Annotated in this window: 17 protein-coding genes and 1 pseudogene; 5 read left to right on the forward strand and 13 right to left on the reverse strand. The window is 64.4% G+C overall.

The window, feature by feature from the left end; all coding sequences use genetic code 11:
- The first annotated feature begins 26 nt into the window (after positions 1-26).
- Positions 27-668 carry an OmpA family protein gene (locus PE067_RS05635; RefSeq protein WP_276188210.1) on the forward strand — a complete coding sequence of 214 codons (642 nt, stop codon included), beginning with the start codon at positions 27-29 and terminating at the stop codon, positions 666-668.
- Between the two features lie 178 nt (positions 669-846).
- Here PE067_RS05635 and PE067_RS05640 read toward each other — a convergent pair whose 3' ends face one another.
- The 5 genes from PE067_RS05640 to PE067_RS05660 form a co-directional block, all read right to left on the reverse strand.
- Positions 847-1,401 (reverse strand): F0F1 ATP synthase subunit B, encoded by a 555-nt coding sequence (locus PE067_RS05640; protein ID WP_276188211.1) that lies wholly within the window; start codon positions 1,399-1,401, stop codon positions 847-849.
- Positions 1,398-2,018 carry a F0F1 ATP synthase subunit B' gene (locus PE067_RS05645; protein ID WP_276188212.1) on the reverse strand — a complete coding sequence of 207 codons (621 nt, stop codon included), beginning with the start codon at positions 2,016-2,018 and terminating at the stop codon, positions 1,398-1,400. The genes PE067_RS05640 and PE067_RS05645 overlap by 4 nt, the downstream gene beginning before the upstream one ends.
- Positions 2,019-2,094: 76 nt before the next feature.
- Complete coding sequence (locus tag PE067_RS05650) at positions 2,095-2,328, reverse strand: F0F1 ATP synthase subunit C (protein WP_276188213.1); 234 nt, start codon at positions 2,326-2,328, stop codon at positions 2,095-2,097.
- Between the two features lie 59 nt (positions 2,329-2,387).
- Entirely contained in the window at positions 2,388-3,134 is a 747-nt protein-coding gene (locus tag PE067_RS05655; RefSeq protein ID WP_276188214.1) for a F0F1 ATP synthase subunit A, read from the reverse strand.
- Between the two features lie 2 nt (positions 3,135-3,136).
- Entirely contained in the window at positions 3,137-3,481 is a 345-nt protein-coding gene (locus tag PE067_RS05660) for an AtpZ/AtpI family protein (protein ID WP_276188215.1), read from the reverse strand.
- A gap of 187 nt (positions 3,482-3,668) precedes the next feature.
- Between PE067_RS05660 and PE067_RS05665 the strand changes: the two genes are divergently transcribed.
- Both PE067_RS05665 and PE067_RS05670 read left to right on the forward strand, forming a co-directional pair.
- Positions 3,669-4,010, forward strand: a complete 342-nt coding sequence (locus PE067_RS05665; RefSeq protein WP_276188216.1) for a metalloregulator ArsR/SmtB family transcription factor — start codon at positions 3,669-3,671, stop codon at positions 4,008-4,010.
- 123 nt (positions 4,011-4,133) lie between these two features.
- On the forward strand, positions 4,134-5,294 hold the full coding sequence (locus PE067_RS05670; protein WP_276188217.1) for a Hint domain-containing protein: 1,161 nt from the start codon (positions 4,134-4,136) through the stop codon (positions 5,292-5,294).
- A gap of 42 nt (positions 5,295-5,336) precedes the next feature.
- Here PE067_RS05670 and PE067_RS05675 read toward each other — a convergent pair whose 3' ends face one another.
- Positions 5,337-6,935: a bifunctional metallophosphatase/5'-nucleotidase gene (locus tag PE067_RS05675; RefSeq protein ID WP_276188218.1), complete on the reverse strand. Its 1,599-nt coding sequence runs from the start codon at positions 6,933-6,935 to the stop codon at positions 5,337-5,339.
- 157 nt (positions 6,936-7,092) lie between these two features.
- Here PE067_RS05675 and PE067_RS05680 point away from each other — a divergent pair, with 157 nt between their 5' ends.
- Both PE067_RS05680 and PE067_RS05685 read left to right on the forward strand, forming a co-directional pair.
- Entirely contained in the window at positions 7,093-7,431 is a 339-nt protein-coding gene (locus tag PE067_RS05680; protein WP_276188219.1) for a DUF952 domain-containing protein, read from the forward strand.
- Entirely contained in the window at positions 7,422-8,480 is a 1,059-nt protein-coding gene (locus PE067_RS05685; RefSeq protein WP_276188220.1) for a quinone-dependent dihydroorotate dehydrogenase, read from the forward strand. The genes PE067_RS05680 and PE067_RS05685 overlap by 10 nt, the downstream gene beginning before the upstream one ends.
- 13 nt (positions 8,481-8,493) lie before the next feature.
- Here the strand turns inward: PE067_RS05685 and cysE are convergent, their stop codons facing one another.
- The 7 genes and pseudogenes from cysE to PE067_RS05720 form a co-directional block, all read right to left on the reverse strand.
- A complete protein-coding gene (gene cysE, locus PE067_RS05690) occupies positions 8,494-9,330 on the reverse strand; it encodes a serine O-acetyltransferase (RefSeq protein WP_276188221.1) in 837 nt (278 codons plus the stop codon).
- 68 nt (positions 9,331-9,398) lie between these two features.
- Positions 9,399-10,112 carry a DUF2793 domain-containing protein gene (locus PE067_RS05695; protein ID WP_276188222.1) on the reverse strand — a complete coding sequence of 238 codons (714 nt, stop codon included), beginning with the start codon at positions 10,110-10,112 and terminating at the stop codon, positions 9,399-9,401.
- Positions 10,105-13,995: pseudogene (locus tag PE067_RS05700) on the reverse strand (glycoside hydrolase/phage tail family protein). The gene PE067_RS05695 and the pseudogene PE067_RS05700 overlap by 8 nt, the downstream one beginning before the upstream one ends.
- A 25-nt stretch (positions 13,996-14,020) precedes the next feature.
- On the reverse strand, positions 14,021-14,446 hold the full coding sequence (locus tag PE067_RS05705; protein WP_276188223.1) for a peptidase: 426 nt from the start codon (positions 14,444-14,446) through the stop codon (positions 14,021-14,023).
- A 3-nt stretch (positions 14,447-14,449) separates the two neighbouring features.
- Positions 14,450-15,289 (reverse strand): DUF2163 domain-containing protein, encoded by an 840-nt coding sequence (locus PE067_RS05710; protein ID WP_276188224.1) that lies wholly within the window; start codon positions 15,287-15,289, stop codon positions 14,450-14,452.
- Positions 15,286-15,918, reverse strand: a complete 633-nt coding sequence (locus tag PE067_RS05715; RefSeq protein WP_276188225.1) for a DUF2460 domain-containing protein — start codon at positions 15,916-15,918, stop codon at positions 15,286-15,288. The genes PE067_RS05710 and PE067_RS05715 overlap by 4 nt, the downstream gene beginning before the upstream one ends.
- Before the next feature lie 4 nt (positions 15,919-15,922).
- Entirely contained in the window at positions 15,923-16,588 is a 666-nt protein-coding gene (locus tag PE067_RS05720) for a phage tail tape measure protein (protein WP_276188226.1), read from the reverse strand.
- Position 16,589 lies beyond the last annotated feature (1 nt).

The raw sequence follows: 16,589 nt of genomic DNA on the forward strand, positions 1-16,589 counted from the left end.
ATCTGCCCATACAGAAAGGTTGACAGATGAAAACCCGCATCTCGCTGCTCGCCGCCTCGGCCGGCCTGATCGCTCTTGGTGCCTGCACGGACCAATATGGGCAAACCACCGCCCCAAGCCGCACGCAGCAGGGCGCCCTGGCGGGCGCGGTCGTCGGTGGCCTGATCGGCGCCGGTGAAAGCAAACAGAACGCCGTCAAGGGCGCGATCCTGGGTGCCGGTGTCGGCGCCGTCGGTGGCGCAATTCTGGACCAGCAGGAACGCGCGCTGAAACAGCAGTTGAACAACCCGAACATTCAGGTCGTCAACCGCGGCAACCATCTGGCCGTCATCATGCCGGAAACGACGCTGTTCGCCGTGGATTCGGCTGCGGTCGGCGCGCAGGGCCAGAACGATCTGTATACGATCGCGCGCAACCTGAACCAATATCCCAACAGCACGATCCAGGTCATCGGCCACACCGATCCGACCGGATCGCAGGCCTATAACATGGATCTGTCGCAACGCCGCGCGCGCTCGGTCGCGGGCATCCTGACCGCCGGTGGCGTCGCCACCTCGCGCGTGACGACCACCGGCCATGGCGCCGGTCAGCCGGTCGCCAGCAACGACACCGCCGCAGGCCGCGCGCAGAACCGTCGCGTGGAAATCCTGATCTTCCCGAGCAGCTGATCGGCCGGACCGGATCGGAACAGGGGGCGGGACGCCATGTCCCGGCCCCTTTTTCATGCCTGCCGGGTTACGGGAGCCGCGCGCAGGCAGATCACGACGGAAAGGCCCCGCCCGTTTCGCGGCGAGGCCTCTGATCACTGTCCGGGGTTCCCGGTCATTGGCGACCGGAAGATATGTCTTAGTTCAGGCGGGTCGCGACTTCGTCGATGGCGCGGTCGATGCCCGCGCTGCGGTCGGCGGCGGTTGCCTGTTTCTGCAGGATTTCAGTCGCGGCGGTGATGGCGACCTGAACGGCGCGGTCGCGCACGGCACGGACGGCATCGCTTTCGGCGCTGGCGATCTGATCCTCGGCTGCCTGCAGGCGGCGCGCGATCGAGGCCTTGAGGTCCTGCTTGGCCTTTTCGGCCTGAGCGGTCGCCTCGCGCTTGGCATTGGCGACGATTTCATCGGCCTGAACGCTGACCTCACGCTGGCGGCGCTCGTAGGAGGCATAGATTTCCTGCGCTTCTTCACGCAGGCGACGCGCCTCGGCCAGATCGTTGCGAATGCCTTCGGCGCGTTTGTCCAGGAGGCCCGCGACCAGTTGCGGCACGCGGAAATAGACCAGAATGCCGACAAAGACGATGAAGGCCAGCGTCACGATGAAATCGGTGTTGCGCAGGCTGAAGAAGGGACCGCTGGCGGCAAAGGCCGGCGAGGCGGTCAGCGCGAGAAATGCGACGAGACGTTTCATTGCACGCTTCCTTTCAGACGCTGGTCCACGACCTGATCGACAAGCGCCGCATCGACATTGCCGCCGAAGGTGCTGACCAGTTCGGCCGTCACATCGCGGGCAACGCTGCGGGCGTCGTCAATGGCCGAAGCCCGGATCTCGCCAATGCGCTTTTCCGATTCCGCGGCGCGGGCTGCGATTTCGGCATCGGCATGGGCGATGGCCTGATCCAGTTCCTTCTGGATTTCGGCGCGATTGGCCGCGACGATTTTCTGTGCCTCGGCGCGCGCATCGGCCAGCGCCTTGTCATAGGCGGCCTCGGCGTCCTTGGCCTTTTGCTTGAATTCTTCGGCCGCCATCAGATCGCCGGTGATGGCGCCCTGACGATCGGACAGCACGCCCCCGATCCGCGGCAGCGCGATCTTGGACAGCGCCCAATAGATCACAGCCAGCGAAACCAGCAACCAGAAGATCAGATTGCCAAAGGTCGTGATATCCAGCTGCGGCAATCCGGCACTGGCTGTCGCCGCTTCCGCAGCAGCAGAGGCATGATGCGCCGCATCGGCAGATTCGGTGACTTGCACCGCATCGGTATTTCCAACCGCGTCAGTCGCGGTCTGTTGCAACAGGCTGATCATTTCCTACCCCATGCCGGTCGTTTCACAATCGGGTGGGCGCGTCACGCCCCCACCCAACCGCAAGGATGGCAAAGGATCAGACTGCGAACAGCAGCAGCAGCGCGACGAGGAACGAGAAGATCCCCAGAGCTTCGGCAAAGGCCATGCCGATGAACAGCATCGCGGTTTGCGACGCGGCTGCCGACGGGTTGCGCAGGGCACCGGACAGGTAGTTGCCGGCAACGTTGCCCACACCGATGGCAGCGCCAGCCATACCGACGCAAGCCAGACCGGCGCCGAGATACTGACCGAGTTGACCCAGATTTTCCATGTGAATGCTCCTTGAGGCTTGGAAAGGGTTTGAGATTGTTCCGACGTGTTCCCTTGGCCTCAGTGGCTGGGGTGCAATGCGTCACGCATGTAGACGCAGGTCAGAATGGTGAAGACATAGGCCTGGATGGTGACGACCAGCACTTCCAGTGCATAGACGCCGACGATGGCCAGAACCGAAACCGGGGCAAGGGCGGCGATGGCGGCAAAGGCTGCGAACACCTTCATCACCGCGTGACCTGCCATGATATTGCCGGCAAGACGAATAGAGTGGCTGACCGGGCGAACGAAATACGAGATGACCTCGATCACGGCCAGGATGGGGCGCATGACCAAGGGCGCGGACGACACCCAGAACAGGCCCAGAAAATGCGTGCCGTTCTTGACGAAGCCCAGGACCGTGACGCCGACAAAGACGAACAGCGCCAGAACCGCCGTCACCGCGATATGCGACGTGGTCGAGAAGGACTTCGGCAGCAGGGCCAGCGCGTTCGCGAACAGGATGAACATGAACAGCGTCATGATGTAGGGGAAGTATTTCAGGCCGTCCTTGCCGGTCACATCCTCGACCATCTTGCGGACCATGCCATACATCAGTTCGGCGATCGACTGCGTGCGGTTCGGGACAATGGCACGGCCACGGGTGCCGATGACCATCAGCGCGATGATCGCCAGCACGGTAAGGGCCAGCCACAGGGTCGCGTTGGTCGGCGTATACCAGTTCACCGGGCCATCGCCGAACAGCGGCTTGACCACGAACTGATCCATCGGATGAAAGGACAATCCGCCCGTTTCTTCTGTCGCCATCGTCATTCACCCTTGTCGCTGCCGGATGTGCCCGGCTTCTTGCCTATCTCTGCGGCCGTCCGCATCATCGTCTTTACCCCGGCCCAAAGCCCCAGAAGGGTAAAGATTACCAGCAGGATCGGCATTGTGCCGAACAACTGGTCGAGCCCGTAACCGATCCCGAACCCAAGGACCAGCCCGGCCACAAGTTCGGTCACCATGCGCCACGCCATATTGGCCTGGCTGAAATGTTCTTCCGTCCGCGAGCCGGGACGATCCTTGCCCTTCCCGCTCAGGCGCTGCTCAAGTCCGCGCAACCGTTCTGCATCACGGGCCCTTTCGGCCTCGTCATCAGATGGGTCTGGCAAAACTCTGGCTCCTGTTTGCTTGCTGGGGTGATAGGGGCTCTGCCGCGATGAGTCAAGCAGCGGAAGAATTTATACATCTATCTGATTTTAAATGACATTGCAGTTCTGGCCTGTCGGAGAAATTGGGCCCTTGCGTTGCCCCTGCCATCTCTTTCATATTCAACTGAGCGGTTGAACGACGAAAAAGATGAACGCCCCGGCCCAGCAACTCGACCAGATCTTTGCCGCTCTCGCCGATCCGACGCGGCGGGCCATTCTGGGCATGCTGCTGGAGGACGACATGGCCGTGACCGATGTCGCCGCCCCGTTTCAGGTCAGCCTTGCGGCGGTGTCCAAACATCTGGCCGTGCTGGCCAATGCCGGGCTGATCCGTCAGGAACGGCGCGGGCGCATCATCTGGTGCATGCTGCAGCCCGATGCGATGCGCGATGCCTCGATCTGGATGCAGGGCTTCGGCCAATTCGATCCGATAGACCTGGATGATTTTGAACGGTTTCTGGAAGTGGAATTGAAAACACGTCCAGATTGAATATAGCTGTTGTTAATCTCTTAAATTGATATCATCCTTGAATCATCATCTTGTGGTTGTGATTTGTGATGTTTTCCAAAGCCGGAAACGCCTGCATGGCCACAGTCGAAACTGGGGCCTGCCATGCAATATGCCATTACGATGGTCACGTTCAGCACCACCATTCCGTCGGGCGCGTCTGGAACAGATGCGCGGCGGGCGTTTTACGGCCAGCGCAATTTCGATTTCACCAATGCGCAGGTCGGTCAGGTGGTGATCGAGGATGACGATGAAGGTTTCGACTATATCCGCCATGGCGCGACGAATTATCCGGTTGAACATCGGCAGGTTCTGGTTGATCCGACGATCATCGGAACCGATACGGCGCCCCTTCCCGCAGGCACGCAGTTCAGCGCCTATCCCGGCTCGATCCTGACGGATTCACTGGGCCAGCAATTTTACGCCTTGTTCACCACGATTGCCGATCCCGAGGGCGGCGCGCCCATCGAGGTCGGGGACAGGCATTCGGCGCTGATCCTGCCGATCCCTTCCACCGATGCAGAGGGTGTGCAGATCTGGCCCAGTTTCGACCCCACGCTGGTTTTCCGCCAGACGGGAACCATCACCTTCGGCACCAACACGCCCTCGATCCCCTATGATCCGTCCTCTCAGGTTGATCCGTCCGATCCGACCTGTTTCACGGCGGGCACGTTGATCCAGACCCCGGATGGCCCGCGCGAGGTGCAGGATCTGCGCATCGGCGACCTGATCCTGACCCGTGATCACGGCGCCCAGCCTCTGCGCTGGATCGGGGGGCGGGTGCTGGATGCCGGGCGGCTGGACCTGTCGCCGAACCTGCGCCCGATCCGGATCGGTGCGAGCGCGCTTGGCGCGGGGCTGCCCCGGCGCGATCTGACCGTCTCGCCCCAGCATCGCGTGCTGGTGCGTTCCGCCGTGGCATCGCGGATGTTCGCCTGTTCCGAGGTCCTGATCGCGGCCAAGCATCTTGTCGGACTGCCGGGCATTGCCATTTGCCGCGATCTGGCGCCGGTGACCTATCTGCACCTGCTGTTCGACGACCATCAGATCCTGCTGTCGGAAGGGGCGTGGAGCGAATCCTTCTTCATCGGCCCGCAGGCGCTGAAAAATCTGAAAGGCGCCCAAAGGCGGGAAATCCTGTCGCTTTTTCCCGAACTGGCGCGGACCACGCCCCGCCCCGCGCGCCCGATGCCGAATGGCCGCCAAAGCCGGAAGCTGGCCCAACGTCACGCCCGAAACGGGCGCGAACTGGTCGTGGCGGATTGATGCAAAGGGGCCTGCCCGATATCCGGCAGGCCCCTTTGTCCTTCATTTGACGGTGATGCGCCCGTCCAGTTTCGGCGCGAATTCAGTCCCTTGCCGCGCCAGATGCTCCGCCAGAACATCCGCCAGATCCGGCCCGAAATCATAGGCATTCATGCCGGCGGTTTCAAAGATGTCATAACCATCCCCGCCGCCTCGCATATAGTTGTTCGACACGACGCCATAGACATGGGCCGGATCAATCGGCCCCCATTCCGTGCCCTTGCGGACCTGCACATCGCTGATGCGCTTGCCCGCCGGGGCTGCCGGATCGACCGTATATTTCAGCCCCGCGACCTGCGCAAAACGCCCTGCCGCATTTTCATATTGGCTGGCGCCGTTTTCCAGCGCGGCAATGACATCGCTGCCCTTCAGTTCAAAGGTGGAAAGCGTGTTCTGAAAGGGCAGCACGGTCAGGACATCGCCCATCGTCACCTGCCCCGCCGGGATCGAGGCGCGCAGCCCGCCGCCGTTCAGGATGGCAATCGTCACGCCCTGCCCCTTGACCCGGTCCAGCATTGCATCGGCGACCAAGGTGCCCATCTCGCATTCGCGGACACGACAGGATTCGCGCGCGCCATCAATCGGTGCCGCAATCGTCGCGACAACCCTTTGTTTCAACTCATCAATGGGGGCCGACATTTCCGCAACCCGCGCCGCGATCTGCGCATCGGGCTGGACCGAGGCATCCAGCAAAATCGGCTGTCCTTCGGCCTTGGTCAGCGTGCCTTCGTCATCCCAGCTCAGGGTCAGATGGCCCAGATATTTGCCATAGGCATAGGCGGTTGCCACGGGAACGCCCGCGCCCTCGGCAGGCTGGACCATCGTCGGATAGGGGCCGGCCGCACCTTCCATGTCACCCAGAAGCGTATGGCTGTGACCGCCGATGATCGCATCAATCCCCGGCACCTGTTCGGCGAATTCGATATCGCGCCTGTAGCCGCTGTGGGTCAGGGCGATGATCTTGCTGATACCGGCATCGGTCAGTTCCGACACGTCACCCTTCAGGCTTTCGATATCATCGGTAAAGATAACCTGATCGCCCGGTGATGCCGTTTCCGGGGTGTCCATCGCCAAAGCCGAAACGATACCGATCTTTTCGCCGCCCACCTCCAGCGTGACGGTGCCCGCAACCTGATCGCGCAGAATATCGGATTGCGACAGGTCCAGATTGCCCGAGGTGACGGGAAAATCGACACCTTCGGTCAGAATGCGCAGCCCTTCGGGGCCGTCGTCGAATTCGTGATTGCCGACCGCCATGGCGTCAAAGCCGATGGCGCGCATGAATTCGACCGTGTCCTTGCCCTTGTAGGTCGTGTAAAACAGGCTGCCCTGATACTGATCGCCCGCATCCAGAACGATGACATTCTGGCCATCGGCCTTCAACTGATCGCGCAACTCCCGGATCTTGGCCGCAACCCGCGCGACCCCGCCAAAGCATTCGCCCTTGGCATCGGTTTCCGCGTCACAGGTGCTGTCGAAACCGTTGATCGGCTCGATCCGGCTATGAAAATCATTGATATGAAGAACATGCAGCGTGTAATCGGCCTGGGCCACGCCCGCGCATGTCATCACACAGCATGTCGCGAGTAACCACCGTTTCATCACCATCCCCCAAAGAAAAGCGCAATGTGCGGGCAGATTGGTCGATGCTGATGAAGCGGTCAACGCGCCCCGGCGGGTTTCCTGCGATCTTCGCGCAAACGTCAACAGCCCGGCAAAGGCGCTTGACCCTTGCCGCGCGTCACAGCAAGAACCGCACATGCGTATCTACAAAGTTCTTCGTCACGACGAATATCGGGCCCTGATCTCGGCCGGTCGCAGCAGCGGCGCGCCGGTCGATCTGGCCGATGGCTATATCCACCTCTCCACGGGCGCGCAGCTAGACGAAACGCTGGCCAGGCATTTTGCGGGCGAAACCGGCCTGATGTTGCTGGAACTGGAAAGCGACGCGCTGGCCCCCCTGAAATGGGAGCCTTCTCGCGGGGGCGCGCTGTTTCCCCATCTTTACCGCGAGTTGCGCAAGGATGACGTCCTGCGCGAAACGGCGCTGAAGCCCGGCCCCGATGGCCGGATGATCGGAGAATTCTCATGGGATTGATCGAGAAAATCGGCCTGTCGGCACTGCATCGGCTGGACCCGGAACGCGCGCATGACCTGTCGATCAAGGCGCTTTCGCTTGGCCTTGTGCCGCTGCCCGACAAGCCCTTTTCGACGCCCCGGCTGCAAACCGAAATCGCCGGTCTGGCGCTCGACAACCCGCTTGGGCTGGCGGCGGGCTATGACAAGAACGCCCGCGTCGTCGCCCCCCTGATGAAGGTCGGTTTCGGCTTTGTCGAGGTCGGCGCCGCCACCCCCCTGCCCCAGCCCGGCAACCCCAGGCCACGGCTGTTCCGCCTGTCGCAGGACCGCGCGATCATCAACCGTTTCGGCTTCAACAATCAGGGGGTCGATGCCATCGCGCAGCGTCTGGCGTCCCGTCCCGTGGGCGTCCCCGTCGGGCTGAACATCGGCGCCAACAAGACCTCGACCGACCGCAGCGCCGATTTCGCAACCGTGGTGCGCAAGGCGGGCGAGACGGTGGATTTCGTCACCGTCAACGTATCGTCCCCGAATACCGAAAAGCTGCGCGACCTGCAGGGGCCTGATGCGCTGGCCGCGCTGCTGGATGGCGTGATGCAGGCGCGCGACGCGCTGTCACGGCGCCCCAGGGTCTTTGTCAAGATCGCGCCCGACCTTGATCCGCAAGGGCTGAGCGATCTTGCCGCCGTTGCGCTGAATGCCGGGATCGATGCGATCATCGCCACCAATACGACGCTGTCGCGCGACGGCCTGAGCGATGATCAGGCACGCGAAGCGGGCGGACTGTCGGGCAGCCCGCTGTTCCAGATCTCGACCCATATCCTCGCCCGGCTCTATCGTGAAACCGGGGGGCGGATTCCGCTGATCGGTGTTGGCGGCATCACCTCATCCGATGATGCCTGGCAAAAGATCCGTGCCGGGGCATCTGCCCTCCAGATCTATTCCGCGCTGATTTATCAGGGTTTTTCGCTGACGGCGCGAATCCTGCAGGAACTCGACGCACGGCTGGCAGCGGAAAACGTCACCTTGCAGGAACTGACCGGCAGCGGCTGCGACGACTGGCTGTGATGACAGCCGCCGCCTAGAAAACCCCGTCCAGTCCCAAAAGCTGGTTCATCGTCCCGGACGGATCCGAACAGCCCGCATCGCCAACGATCCGGGCGGGAACGCCTGCGACCGTCTTGCAGGGGGGGACATCGCTCAGCACGACCGAACCGGCGGCGATTCGCGAACGATGCCCGACCTGAATATTGCCCAGCACCTTGGCCCCGGCGCCGATCATGACGCCATTGCCGATTTTCGGATGGCGGTCGCCATCCTCTTTGCCAGTGCCGCCAAGCGTCACGGAATGCAGCATCGACACGTCATTGCCGACCACCGCAGTTTCGCCGATGACAATGGAATGGGCGTGGTCGATCATCACCCCCGTGCCGATCCGTGCCGCCGGGTGGATATCGACGCCAAAGGCCTCGGAGCAGCGCATCTGCACGAAATAGGCCATGTCATGGCGCCCGCAGTCCCACAGCCAATGCCCGATCCGATAAGCCTGCAGCGCCTGATAGCCCTTGAAGAACAGGATCGGTTGCATCAGCCGATGGGTCGCCGGGTCGCGGTCATAGACCGCTTCCAGATCGGCCCTTGCCGCCGCAGCAAGGGCCGGATCGCTGGCATAGGCCTCATCCGCCAGTTCACGCAGCAACTGCTCGCTCATCTCGCGAGAGGACAGTTTCAGCGAAAACCGATAGGCCAGCGCGGCCTTGAAGGTAGCGTGATGCAAAAGCCCGGCATGGATCAGCGCACCCAGCAACGGCTCTTCGCGCACGGCGACACGCGCCTCTCGCTGGATGCGTGTCCACAAGGGATCATGCGTGGACGGGGCTTCCCCCGTGGCGGCGGCTATGGCGATCTTACCTGGCACGTTCATCCTGTATCAGCAGCGTTCCGCAGTTATTTTATCCCATCAAGATGGGGACGGAAAGGCGAAGATCAATCCGGAATGCGCAACTCCAGCCAATGAGCGACCAGCCGGACCCGTCCGGCAGCGAATTGACCGCCGGTCGCGGACAGGATGACCGGCGACAGATCCCAATAGGTCAGGGGCTGGGACAGGATGCCGCGCCCCCAGGAATTCAGCCCCGTGCCCAGCCCCTGACCAAAGCGGTCATCGGCGCCCTGCGTGCCAAGACGCCAGCTTGTCAGCGTGCCGGTGATCTGCTGGGTGACGCGGGCGGTGACGCCCAGCATCATCGCACCCGGCGGAATCAGCAGGTCGGACTGGACGACCGCGCCGGCCGTCAGCGTCACCTCGACCGTCTGCTGCATGGCGATCAGCCCCGACCCATGCGTGCCAAGGTTGACGGCGCCGGCAATCCATCCCGTGCCGTCGTGAATCGCGCCGCCCCCCTGATCCAGCACAAAGGCGCGCGCCCCCGCCCGCGGGGTGACAAAGACCCAGCCGCCGTTCGCGCCGATCGCGATCTTGCCGCCCTGCCCCGCCCGGGCATTTTCCGCCGCCGCAGGCACGCCCCAGCACATGCCGTCGACCACGGTGGCGGGCGGCGTCACGCGCTGAAGGCTTTGCAGGACCAGATCGACCATCCCGTCCAGACGCATCAGCGCGTCATTGACCGTGACATGTTTCTGCGCCTGCGCGGGCATCAGCAGCGGAAGGTCATGGTTTGCGGTGGCGTTCTCAGACATGGATCTCTCTCCTGACAAAGGGGCCCGGTCCGAATTCGTCGGACAATTGGGCGATCTCTATGGCAAAGCTGCCCCTGGCAGCCGCCTAGTCCCACAGCGCCTGTGGAACCGTCCAGCGCGGAACCGAAACGCTGGCCTGCCCCAGAACCGTGGCGGCGCGGGTCAGCCGGACCGAATAGGCCTCCTGGCTTTCGCCTAGCGGGATGTCGGGACCGTCCCAGCCATCGGCCGAAATCCGGCTGCGCCGGATCCAGCTGACCTCGCGCCCCCGGATCGTGACATGGCAGGGGGCCAGCGGACGCAGCCCTGCGCCGCGAAACGCCTGCGCGATATGGACAAAGCTCGCATCGTCGGGGTTGCGGCTGGCGGGACCAATGCGCCAATGCCGCATCTGCCCGCGTGCCGAAGGCGCCAGATCGACCTGCGTCACAGCCCGGTCGATGACCACGACCTTGCTGCCGGCCGGCCAGACGGCGGGCATGAAGGCATCCGTCCCCGCCTGACCGCGCAGCCGCATCGACACATCCCACAGGCCGGGCGCGATCAGCTGCGCATCGGCGAATTGCAGCAACTCCCACCCTTCGGGCGTGCCATCGCCGATCGCGATCAGATTGGCCCCCGACATCAGCGCCGATGGCGTGGCCGAGCGCAGATTGCCGCCCTTCAGCCGCAAACGCAGCGCAGGCCCGCGATCCCAGGCCCCCGGTCGCGCGGCGTCCAGCGGCGTGACCGTTTCCCCCATGATCGCAGGCAGGCCAAGGCGGGTGTTCATGTCGTAGCCACCCGCCTCCTGCGGCGACATCCAGACCGCGACCGAACCGGGCCAGGGCGTCGCCGTGGCCGCGACATGCGGCGCATGAGGCTGCTCGTCCCCCCGCAGCAGCGGCAGGTCCAGAAACACCGGCCAAACCGGAATCGGGGCCGAGAACTGCCGCAGCAGGGTCGCATCCTCGGTCCCTTCGGTCGGGCGATAAACACCCGGCTCGACCCGAACCGCATCGACGACCAGGGCACCCGCACGCTCGACACGGTCGATGCGCCAGCGCCGGGTTTCGGCGCGATCCTCGCGCAGCCGCACGACATCGCCCGGACCCAGATCCCCAAGGGACGGCGGCAGGGCAAAGCGCATGCTGTCACGCGCCACCACCGCCTCGGACAGCCAGCGTTCGGCCATGCCCCGCCCTTCGGCGCGGGTCAGGCTCATCGGCAATTCGCTGTCCGAAACCGCCTGAAAATCGGCGCCGGGCAGCATCGTTTCAGCGGTGCCGACCGCGTAATCGCCACCCGCCTGAACATGGGTCAGACGGATGCGACCGGCGATCTCTGCCTCGGCGGCGCGCAAGACCTCGGTGCTCGTAACGTTTTCCGCCAGCGCCAGATCGTCCGGCCCCAGTTCGGCGGTGACACGCGCATCGCGCATGACGAACCGCAGGGTGCCATCGCGTTCCACCGCATCGAAACCATGGGCCAGCATCAGGGTCTGCAACATCCCCCGACCGCTTTCGGCCCCGCCCGGCGCATAGCCCCGCACGATCCCGTGCAAGGCCGAGGTGTCGAAATGCCGGACACCCGCCTCGCGGCAGATTTCGGCCACCACATCGGCCAGCGGCACGGACGAGGCGCGACCGTTCAGCCAGTGCCCCCGCTCCCACGCCGGGCCATCCGACCACAGATCGGTGCGCGCGGGAAAGGCCGGATAGGGCCGCGCATCCCAGCACCAGACATGGGCGCGCGACATGTCGATCATCCGCCCCGCCCCGGTCCGGCCGTATTCGGGACGTTCCGGATTATTGGCCGGATCGTTCCAGAATTCGGTCATCGCGCGGATATAGCCCTGCTGGATGACATCATCGCGCCGCCCGTCCGAATAATGGGGCAGCATCGATTCCGAACTCATCGCATCCAGAAACTTGTTGGGCTGGTTGGTGCCCTTGTCCAGCGCCGCGCAACCCATTTCGGTGAACCAGACGGGTTTGGAATTCGGCACCCATGCCGTGGCCTGTTCCTGACGGATGCCGCCGGGCCGGTCGTGGTGGGGATTGGACCACCAGTTGCGGATATCCTTGTAGCGCCAGACCCAGGGTTCGTTATATGCGCCATCGGTGATCGGCGTGCGAAGCTGATTGTCGCGGTCGAAATCGCTGGCGTAATACCAGTGATAGCCCTCGCCCCCGGCGACATTGGCGCGCAGATAGCCTGGCGCATGGATCGTGCCCCAATGCGCATCCAGATGATCGTCACCCGCACGCCAATCGGACAGCGGCATGTAATTGTCGATGCCGATAAAGTCGATGTTGTCATCGGCCCACAGCGGATCCAGATGAAAGAACAGCTCCCCGCCGCCCGGCTGATAGCCGAAATATTCCGACCAGTCGGCGGCATAGCCGATCTTGACCTCTTCGCCCAGAATCGCGCGGACATCGGCGGCCAGCAGGCGCAGTTGTTCCACCGCAGGAAAGCTGTTGCCCGGCCCACGGATCTGGGTCAGCCCAACCATTTCCGACCCGATCAGAAAGCTGTCGATGCCCCCCGCCGCCGCACACAGATGCGCGTAATGCAGGATAAAGCGACGATAGGACCATTCATCCGGCCCGCTGTAATGAATTTCGGTGCCCGAGCGGCTGAAATGACCGGCCTGCGCCGTGCCAAAGAACCGCGCGACTTCGGCCACCGCAGCCACGGTCCCGTCCGTGGTGCCATCGCGTTGCGGTGCAAGGCTGGTCGTGATCCGGCCACGCCATGGCATGACCGGCTGGCCTGCCTGCCCCGACCGGGGGTCGGGCAGGCTGTTGCCGCGAAACTGCTCCATCAGGATAAAGGGATAGAACACCGCCTTGCGGCCCCCTGTCTTCAGCGCCTCCAGCGCCTGAATGACCGAGGCATCGGCCGGCGTGCCGCCATAGATCGGGCGGTCCTCGGCCCGCGTCACCTCCATCGCGTCGCCGCGACCGATGCCGCCCGCGCGCCAGACCATCTCGGCGCCCTCGACGGCCTTGTCCTCGACCTTGGGGCGCAGGGTGCATTCGCCCACCCGCAGATCGTCGCCAAACCACGACACCACGACCGAAACCGAACCCACCCGCGGCAACTCGCGCCGCAGGGTGCGCATGGAAACGCCGAAATCGGTCACGTATGCGGGCAGGTTGCGGTTGGTCACACGCCGTTCGCCCAGTCCGAAATCATAGCTGACCTCGGCCGTGGCAAGGGTGTATTCGCCGGTCGCGGGGATCAGCGCCACGGCCTCGACCTGACGGGCAAGACCCTGCCCACCCTTGGCCAGCCGCAAGACCTCGAAACTCAGTTGCGGGACACGGTTGCCCCAACGCTGCAACGCCAGATCCTCGATCACGACATAGGCGGTGCCGCGATAGGCGGGCGCGGCCTCGCCTTCCTGTGCGGCGATGGCCGGGTCGGGCAACTGGCTTTCGTCACCCAGATAGACCCGCATATCCAGATCGTCGACGGCGATTTCCTCGCCATCCGCCCAGACCCGGCCGATGCCCCGGATCGGCCCCTCGCACAGGGCGACGGCAAAGCTCAGCCGATAGCTGTATTCGGTGACACGCGGCCCCGAACCCTTGCCGCCGCCCTGTTCGCGCGCGACCTCGACCAAAGGCCCCGCCCAGATCACATGGCCGGGCAGGCGCATCTGGCCCCAAAGCCGCGCAATCGCCGTGCCCTCGCCTGCGGTCTGGATGCGCATCCGGTCAACGCGCCCCGTCTCAATGGCCTTCGAGCCCTGCCCCAGCAGGCGCTGGTCGATGGCGCGGCCGATGGTGGCGCCGACAGCGCGGCCGATGACCGCCCCCGACAGGCCCAGCACCGTTCCGCCGAAGCCCGCGCCAAGCGATGCCCCGACCGCCGAAAGCAGTAACGTAGCCATTGCGATCCTTCCTTGTGTTCAGAACCTATGCCGCAGGAAAGCGGAAACGCCCCGCGATCCGCGCCCGCCGGGGCTGCGACAGCGGGCTTTCGACCGTGCCGTGGCGGTCATAGGCATGGATGAAACTGGCACCCGCGCCGATCCCGGCCTGAATGCCCAGATGTTTGGCGACCGCGCCCTGCCGCATGCGAAAGACCAGCAGGTCGCCCGCCGCCTCGGTCGCAGCCGGTTGCAGATGGCGCAGGGCGCCACCCAGCAAAAGCTCGTCATCGCCCACCTCTCCCCAATCAGGGGTATAGGCCGGGACGGCTTCGGGTTCGGCGCCATGGATCTCGCGCCAGACCCCGCGCACCAGCCCCAGACAATCCGCCCCCGCCCCCCGGACAGAGGCCTGATGGACATAGGGCGTGCCGATCCACAGCCGCGCCTGCGCGACAATATCATCCCGCATCGCTCAGCCCCCCTGCCGCGCTTGCGGCGACAGCAGCCAGTCTTCGCTCGGCAGATGCGGAAAGCCCCGGAAATTCAGAAAGTTGTCGAACTTCAGCCGACAGGTCGCCCCGCTTTTGTCGCAGCCCGCCACCAGCCGCACCCGGTCACCGATCTGCGGCCGCAGCCCAAGCGCCGCCCATAATTCCACCGCGCGCTGGTTGCCGGGCAGCGCGCGATCGACCTTGACCAGCCCCGACAGCCCTTCCGCAGGGCCGGACAGAACCAGCAGCCGACCGCGTTCGAACCAGCGCGCCTCGTGCCCCGCGATCCCGTCCAGCACCAGCCTCAGGCCTTCATCATCCTGCGCGACCGTTCCTTCGGCGAAATATCCGGGGCGCGTCAGGTCCATGCCGCATTTCCCATCCCCCAGATCGGCCGAACAACGCGGGTGATAGACCCGGCCCTGCGGGTTGTTCAGCGGTTCCGACAGGCCGCGCAATTCCGCGCGAAACGCCCCGCCATTGCGCGAGACCTCGCCCAGATGGCCGCGAAAGATCAGCCGTCGCGAGGCCACATCGGTCCAGTCCACATCCCACAGCCGCACCTCGGCCGCGTCCCAACGCCCCGCCATCAGGTCGCGTTCGGTGATCGCGTCATCGGTCAGGACGCCCATCGCCTCGGTATTGTCGATGGACAGGCCCAGGCCCTGAACCACGGCGGATGCGCTCAGCCCCGTGTCGGGGCGAAAGCCGATGCCGTCGAACTGCAGCGGCTGATCGTGATCGGTAAAGCCCAGCACCGTGCCGTCGCGGCGCTGCACCGCCCAGGCCCGCGCGATGGTGGTCGAGGTCAGGATGCTCATAGCCGCACCTCGATCACCGGGACATTGGGCAGGTCACCCGCCTGAAAATTCGACACCGATACCGCGATGCGATCCGTGTCGAAACGCACCGGCACGTCGAATTCATAGCCCGCCGTCACCACCGCTCCCGGCCCCGGCGGCGCATCGAAGGTGACCGTCCCCGTCGTCAGATCGACCGCGAATTGCAGACCCGGCAGCGCCTCGACCTCGCCGATTCCGGCGCGGACCGAGCCTTCGACCGGCTTGGTGATCGGGCGGACATAGCTGGACAGGCCCGAAACATAGGTCTTGGTCAGTTGAAAGACCGTCTGCCGCCCGTCGCCCGTCCCGATCACCTGATCCTGAAAGGTCACGGCGACACTTGGCGGGCCGCTTTTGAAATCGGACCAGTCCTTCCAGCGAAAGCCGTGCAACTGCCCGCCCCGCGCCTCGAAAAAGGCGATCAGCAGCGCCACATCGTCCAGAGAGCGCAGCCCCAGACCCGCATCATAGTGACGCCGCGAATGTGCCCATGGGGTGCGGCGTTCCTCGTGACCATTGGCCAGCGTGACGATCTCTGTCCGCCGCTCGGGCCCGCCGACGGAACCGAATGACAGGTTCGCCGGAAATCTGATGTCGTGAAATGCCATGTCCTCACCCGTTCCTGTCACCGCGCGCCAGAATGCGGCCCATCTGCGCGGCGATCTGGCTTTGACTGCGCTGAAAGCCCGCGACATCGGGGGTCGAGACGTTGATCGTCACATTCATCGCCCGCCCGCCATTGGCACCGGCGACGCCCAACCTGCCATCCGCGCCACGGCGCAGGGGCATGATCGCCTCGGGTCCGGCCTCGCCCATCAACCCGGTCGCGCCGCGCATCGGGAAATAGGTCGGCTGCGTGACGACGCCGCCCTGCGCAGAGGGCATCACCCGCCCCTGCGAAAACGCCCCGCCATCGGTAAAGGGCAGGACGCCCGACACCATATTGTTGACGCCCTGCGCGATGGCGCCCGACAGCGCCTGTTCGATCGGCTTCATCGCCACCGAAAAGGCCGTCTGCGCGATCGAGCTTGCGACACCTTTCAGCGCGTCCGACAGCTTCATCCCGTCAAGGATCAGCCCATCGAATGCACGGCGCAGGCCGTTGCCGATGCCATTGGTCAGCGTGCCGACCTCGCGGCCGGTATAGACCATCGACTGCCGCAACCGGGCCAGTTCGGCCTCGAAGGCCACGGTCATGCGGCTGGCCTGGTTCAGCCCCTCGCCCAGACCGTTTTCCAGACTTGCGTCCAGCCGGTCAAATCCGTCCTTTGTCGCCACT

Source organism: Paracoccus sp. DMF-8 (genome assembly GCF_029309835.1).
In the GTDB taxonomy this organism is placed as follows: domain Bacteria; phylum Pseudomonadota; class Alphaproteobacteria; order Rhodobacterales; family Rhodobacteraceae; genus Paracoccus.